The sequence below is a fragment of the Candidatus Dormiibacterota bacterium genome (genome assembly GCA_036495095.1).
Classification (GTDB): domain Bacteria; phylum Chloroflexota; class Dormibacteria; order Aeolococcales; family Aeolococcaceae; genus CF-96.
In genome coordinates this window covers 1-5,266 of sequence record DASXNK010000179.1, presented here as the reverse complement: position 1 = coordinate 5,266, position 5,266 = coordinate 1, and the positions used below count along the sequence as shown (strand labels likewise).

The following is a 5,266-nucleotide window of genomic DNA, read 5'->3' as shown; positions in this document are numbered from 1 at the left end:
GAAGTCCTCCAGCGGCATCCTCCCGGTCTCCAGGGCGACGATGTCGGCGCCGTCGGGGTGCCCGGTGTAGGCGGCGGCGATGAGCGCGCGCACCGAGTCGGGCTCGATGCCCTCGGAGGCGCACACCGCGGCGAGCGCCTCGCCGATCGGCACGGTCAGCACCCCGGCGTAGTCGAGGAGGAGGCCGCGCGGTCGCTCAGCGGCCACCCAGGTCCCCCCAGGTGGTCGCGAGGTGGGCGCGGTACCCCTCCGGCCAGAGCATCTCGCACAGCCCCACCCCGGGCCGGCCCTCGATCTCGAAGCGGCAGCCGGTCTCGGTGAGCTCGACCCCGGGGAACGGGAAGACGGTGCCACCGAAGCGCTCGCCCCGCGCCCGGGTCAGCCGGCCGGCGGCGTCGCGCAGCTCCAGGTCGACGGTGCGGGGATGCAGGTCGGCCTCGTAGGTGCCGTCGAAGCGGGCGTCGACCAGCGGCGAGAGCAGGCCGTCGCGGTAGACGTAGCCGTTGACCATCACCCGCCCCCGCCAGATCACCTGGGCGGCGTGCACCGCCAGCTCCTCGCCGGCCTGGGCCGCGATCCACTTGTAGTGCATCATCGCCGCCCAGTCACGCATCCCCCAGGAGTGGTCGTGATGTGCCGTGGTCCGGAACTCCACGGTGCGACCGCGGAATCGCAGGGTGCCCTCGACGGCGCCGCACTGCTCGACCCGGTTGTGGCTGGTGAACGCGAGCGGGCTGCCGTTGGGGTTCTCCCAGTAGGAGAAGGCGCGGTGCAGGCCGCGGTAGCGGAAGTCGAGCTGCATCTCGGCGCCCGCGTAGCTCACCTCCCAGGTGCGCAGCGGGTCGGGCTGGCGCAGCCGGAGGCGGCCCACCGCGAAGTCGTCGAGGTCGCCGCCGGCCAGGGGGACGTCGCGGATCTCGTCGAGGAGCACGGTGCGCAGATCGGGCCCCCAGCCCAGCACCACCTGGGTGGCCTCGCCGCCGGGCTTGAGGTACACGTACACGGAGATGCCGAGCCGCTCCTCGGGCAGGCAGATCACCCAGTACATCGCCTCGCGGGCGCTGGGATGGTCGGGGAGCCGGTGGCGCAGGGCGTCGCGCGCGGTCAGCCCGGCCGGTGCGGCGGTCTCGGTCATGGTCCCCCCTCGGTGTCTCAGGCCACCGGCTGCTCGTCGGCGCGCGACGCCCCCAGGGCGCAGAGGAGCTCCTCGTGGAGGAGCATCCAGACGGTGTGGACGGAGTCGCAGGCGACCGACGCGACCCAGGCGGGATCACCGCGGTCGGCGTGGCGCAGCGCCGCGTCGAGCCGGTCCGCATACCCGGCGAAGCGGGGGTCGGCGGCGGAGAGCCGGCACAGCTCGGCGCGGGTGGAGTCGAGCGTCGCCGCCAGCCGGTCGAGGATGCGGGTGTCGTAGTCGGGGTCGGAGTGGTCGTTGGCAACGCCCCCGGGGCGCTGCTGCCAGTCGGTGCAGAGCCGGAGCAGCCGCGAGTTGAGGGCGCCGAAGCGCTCGTAGACCTCGCGCACCGCCGCCTCCGCGGACGAGCCCGGGGCCAGCCGGGCATGCTCGGCGTGGGCGATGCGGCCGGCGTCGGTGATCGCCACCAGCTCGCCGCGGCGCATCGCCCAGCCGATCAGCTCGAGCTCGCCGGTGTGGCCGGGATCGGCGGAGCGCATCGTGCCCCGGAGGCGCAGCTCGCAGAGAGCCGCCCAGGCGTGGGGGGCGAGGCCGGCTCGGGTGTCGCTCATGGTCGGCTCCTGATCGCCCGGTGCCAGATGGCGCCCGCGACCCGGCCGAGCTCGGCGATCGTCTCCGGTCGCGGCAGCTGCGGAGTCTTGCCGATCTGCGTGTACGCCATCTGCTCGGTCATCGCTCCCAGCGCCTGGGCGAGCACCTCCGGCCCCGCGGCCGCATCCGGAGGCGCGGCGCCGATCGTCTCCAGCCAGGCGGCGATGCGCCCGGTGAAGCGGCTGCGCAGGTCCATCCACATGCCGGTGAAGCCGGGGTTGACCGCCGCCGCCTCGCGGAGCAGCGGGAAGAGGCGCCGGTGCCGGGAGTACGTCGAGAAGAAGTCGGTGTTGACCCGCACCATCGACTCGAGCTCGTGACCGCCCGTGGCGAGCACCCGCACGAAGGGCTCGACGAGCTCGTCGAGGAGCGGCTCGAGCACGGCGACGAAGACGTCGTCCTTGTTCTGGAAGTGACGGTAGAAGTTGCCGTGCGACACCCCGGCGGCGTGGACGATGTCGGCGATGCGCGTTCCCGAGTACCCGTGCTCGGCGAAGACGGTCGCGGCGGCACGGAGCAGGCGCTCGCGCGTCGACGCGCCCCGCGCCGTCTTCGGAGCCTGCTCCGCGCTGAGCGCCGCCTCGGTCACGCGCCCTCGCCGCCGGCGGCCAGGAGGGAGGCGTGCCCGGCGTCGTCGAAGCGGATCTCGACGTGAGTGCCGTCGGGCAGCGCTGCACTCAGCTGCACCCCCATCACGCAGGGGATGTCGAACTCCCGGGTGACGATGCCGAGATGGCTCTTCGGGGTGCCCGCGGTGCAGACCACCGCGCGGGGACCGGCGAGCAGCAGCGGCGAGAGGAAGGTGGCCCCGGGCTCGTCGATGACCAGCACCAGTCCGGCGACGCGATCGGGGTCCTCGAGGAGGTCGAGCACCTCGACCGGCGAGGTGATGTGGACGGTCTCGCCCTCGACCCGCCCGGCGGCGAAGGTCGGGGTGCCGGTGCCGATCACGGTGGAGGTGGCGGTCATGGCTGCGGCCTCAGGCGGTGGTGGGCGAGTAGGGGGCGAAGAGCGACCCGAAGAGCTCGCCGACGGTCTCGGCGCTCAGCCGCGGGTAGCACTCCTCGACCAGCGGGGAGAGCGACCGGTCGAGGCCCTCGACACCCGCCTCGTGGGCCCAGGAGAGGGTGCACTCGGTGACGTAGTAGAGCGCTCCCGACATGATCTTCCGGCGCAGGTCCCAGGAGGCGACGTCGCGGTACAGGCGGATGTGCGCGGTGCGGGTGGCGTCCGCGATCGCGCCGGCCTCGTGGAGCGGCACCTGCCGCCACTCCCCGGAGTCGCGGGTGAAGAGCGCGGCGGCGGTGACCCGGTCGATGTACTGCTCCGGGGAGAAGGTCGGCGTCGCCCACGGCGTCATCTCGATGGCGGTGCCGCGGATGGACATCGCCAGGGTGAGGCTGTGGTACGGGATGCCCTCGGCGGCCGCGCTCCAGGGATAGCCGTCGGGCCCCATCGCGTAGTAGTCGCGCACCATCAGCACCTCGCCGTCGCCGAAGGGCGACGGGTAGGGGCCGGAGTCGAAGGTGTTCTTGCGGCACTCCAGGCTGTCGAGGAACGTGTAGAGGAAGAGGGTGGCGTTGAGCCGCTTGAACGCGGCGTGTCCCTCGGCGCCGAGCGGGATCAGCGCCTCGCCGAAGCGGGCGATCAGCTCGGGGCTGGCGCAGCGGTTGTGGCCGTCGATGTCCTCGAAGGCGACGAAGCGGCCGTCGTCGCGGTAGCCCCGGCACACCCTGCGGGTGAAGTCGAGGACGTGGGCGATGTCGTCGAGCCGGTCGCCGGGGCCCCAGAGGCCGAGGCCGATGCCGAACTGGCGCCCCCACAGGTAGAGGCTGGTCAGCGCCCAGATGTTGAGCATGTCGACCCCGCCCACGGGGCGGCCGGCGGTGTGGCCCGGCTCGCGGATGCGCCGGCCGAGCTCCTCCGGAGACACCCGGGCCTCGACCGCTCGGAGGATGCCGGGCTGGCGGTCGAAGATGTCCAGGCAGGAGAGGATGATGTAGGGCGGCGTGGGCACCAGCGTCGACTGGATCTCCGTGCGCCCGAGGAGGAACCGCTGGGTGCACTCCTGGTTGCGGACCAGGAGGTCGTCGAGAGTCAGGACGGTCATGGCTGACGACGATATCATCGTCACACTGGTCTGTAAACAGGAAATCCCATCAAAACATGACGCGCGCGTCACTTCGGCCGGCACCGCGGACCACGTCCTCCCCACCCGCGCCGCCGGGAACCCTCAGCGGACCACCGCGACCCGCAGCCCGCGAGCGGCCGCGTCGCCGGCGAGGAACCCGAGCAGCCGGGTGCCCTCGGCGCTCACGGCGTCGAGGTCGGCGCCGCCCAGCGGTGCGAAGAGCTCCAGCTCCAGGCTGGCGACCCCCCGCTGTCGCGTGACCCGCCAGGCCCCGTGCACGACACCGTCGACCAGCAGCGCCCCCCGGGTGAAGATCCGCTCGCGGTGCTCGGCGGCGATCACCCGGCTGCGGTCGGCGTGGGACAGGAGCAGGTTGTCGTACTCGGGCACGAGGCGCGGTGGCGCCGGCGTCTCCGGGTCGGGCCGGGGAGCGTCGGGGAGATCGAGGAGCTCGCGGCCCGACTCGTCGCGGAAGGTACGCAGCCGCGGCCGCAGCCGGTCGACCACCGCGGCCAGGCGGGTGAGCCAGCTCCAGGCCTGGACGTCCATCACCGTGGCCGGCCCGAAGGCGCCGAGGTAGCGGAGCACGAGGCCGTCGAGGCCCAGCGGCGGCGGCGCGTCGGTGGCGGCGAGCCACCGCTCCACCGGGGCCAGCCGGGGCAGCCCGCCCGCACCCCAGACGCCGCGGGGCGGCACCTGCACCACCGGCACCAGCACCCGCACCGCGTACCCCAGCGCGGTGGGATCGCGGTCGGGCCAGCGCTCGGCGAGCCGCCGGCCGAGCTCGGCGACGGTCAGCGGCCGCTCCTCGAGCATCGCCAGCCCCGCGGCCAGCACCGCGTCGAGGTCGACGCCGGCCAGCCTCCGCCCGTAGGGGCCGCCGGTGTGGAAGCCGCGCGCCAGCACCGGCTCGATCAGCGGCCGCAGCGCCAGCGCATCGGCGGCGGTGACCAGGTGGAGGGTGGTGCGCATCAGCGAGGTGCGCACCGCCGCCCGCGAGGTGATCAGCTCGGAGAGCTCCTCGTGGCGGAAGCCCTCGAGCCGCGACCAGAGGCCGGCGTACGGGGAGGTGGGCACCTGGGCCTGCATCCCGACCAGCCGCTCGATCGCCGTGGCGGCGGGGAGCCGGGCCCGCTCCAGCAGCATCTGCCGGGCGAGCAGCGCGCGGTTGAGGGCACGCCGCCCGAGCACCTCAGTGGTCATGCGCGGTGGCTCGGGCTCGGTGCCGGTAGGTGCACACAGTTTCAGTCATTGCAGTCGCCATCCTCTGCTGTCCGCATCCGTGACGCGTATGCTCGTATCGCTGCACTCGCTACCGGCAAATCCGTTCTGCAATCAACGCCTCGGCC

7 protein-coding genes are annotated in these 5,266 nt (G+C 73.4%); all 7 read right to left on the bottom strand.

Features of this window, described 5'->3' with window-relative positions:
* The coding region (locus VGL20_17835; GenBank protein ID HEY2705547.1) for an HAD family phosphatase at positions 1–207 on the bottom strand (207 nt) is incomplete at its 3' end.
* Positions 197–1,135, bottom strand: coding sequence for a hypothetical protein (locus VGL20_17830; protein HEY2705546.1), 939 nt, complete (start codon positions 1,133–1,135; stop codon positions 197–199). The genes VGL20_17835 and VGL20_17830, both read right to left, overlap by 11 nt.
* A gap of 17 nt (positions 1,136–1,152) precedes the next feature.
* Positions 1,153–1,746 (bottom strand): hypothetical protein, encoded by a 594-nt coding sequence (locus VGL20_17825; GenBank protein ID HEY2705545.1) that lies wholly within the window; start codon positions 1,744–1,746, stop codon positions 1,153–1,155.
* On the bottom strand, positions 1,743–2,375 hold the full coding sequence (locus VGL20_17820) for a TetR/AcrR family transcriptional regulator (protein HEY2705544.1): 633 nt from the start codon (positions 2,373–2,375) through the stop codon (positions 1,743–1,745). The genes VGL20_17825 and VGL20_17820 overlap by 4 nt, the downstream gene beginning before the upstream one ends.
* A complete protein-coding gene (locus VGL20_17815) occupies positions 2,372–2,755 on the bottom strand; it encodes a PEP-utilizing enzyme (GenBank protein HEY2705543.1) in 384 nt (127 codons plus the stop codon). Before VGL20_17815 ends, VGL20_17820 begins: the two co-directional genes overlap by 4 nt.
* A 10-nt stretch (positions 2,756–2,765) precedes the next feature.
* On the bottom strand, positions 2,766–3,896 hold the full coding sequence (locus tag VGL20_17810) for a hypothetical protein (GenBank protein ID HEY2705542.1): 1,131 nt from the start codon (positions 3,894–3,896) through the stop codon (positions 2,766–2,768).
* A 123-nt stretch (positions 3,897–4,019) separates the two neighbouring features.
* On the bottom strand, positions 4,020–5,120 hold the full coding sequence (locus VGL20_17805) for a winged helix DNA-binding domain-containing protein (GenBank protein ID HEY2705541.1): 1,101 nt from the start codon (positions 5,118–5,120) through the stop codon (positions 4,020–4,022).
* Positions 5,121–5,266 lie beyond the last annotated feature (146 nt).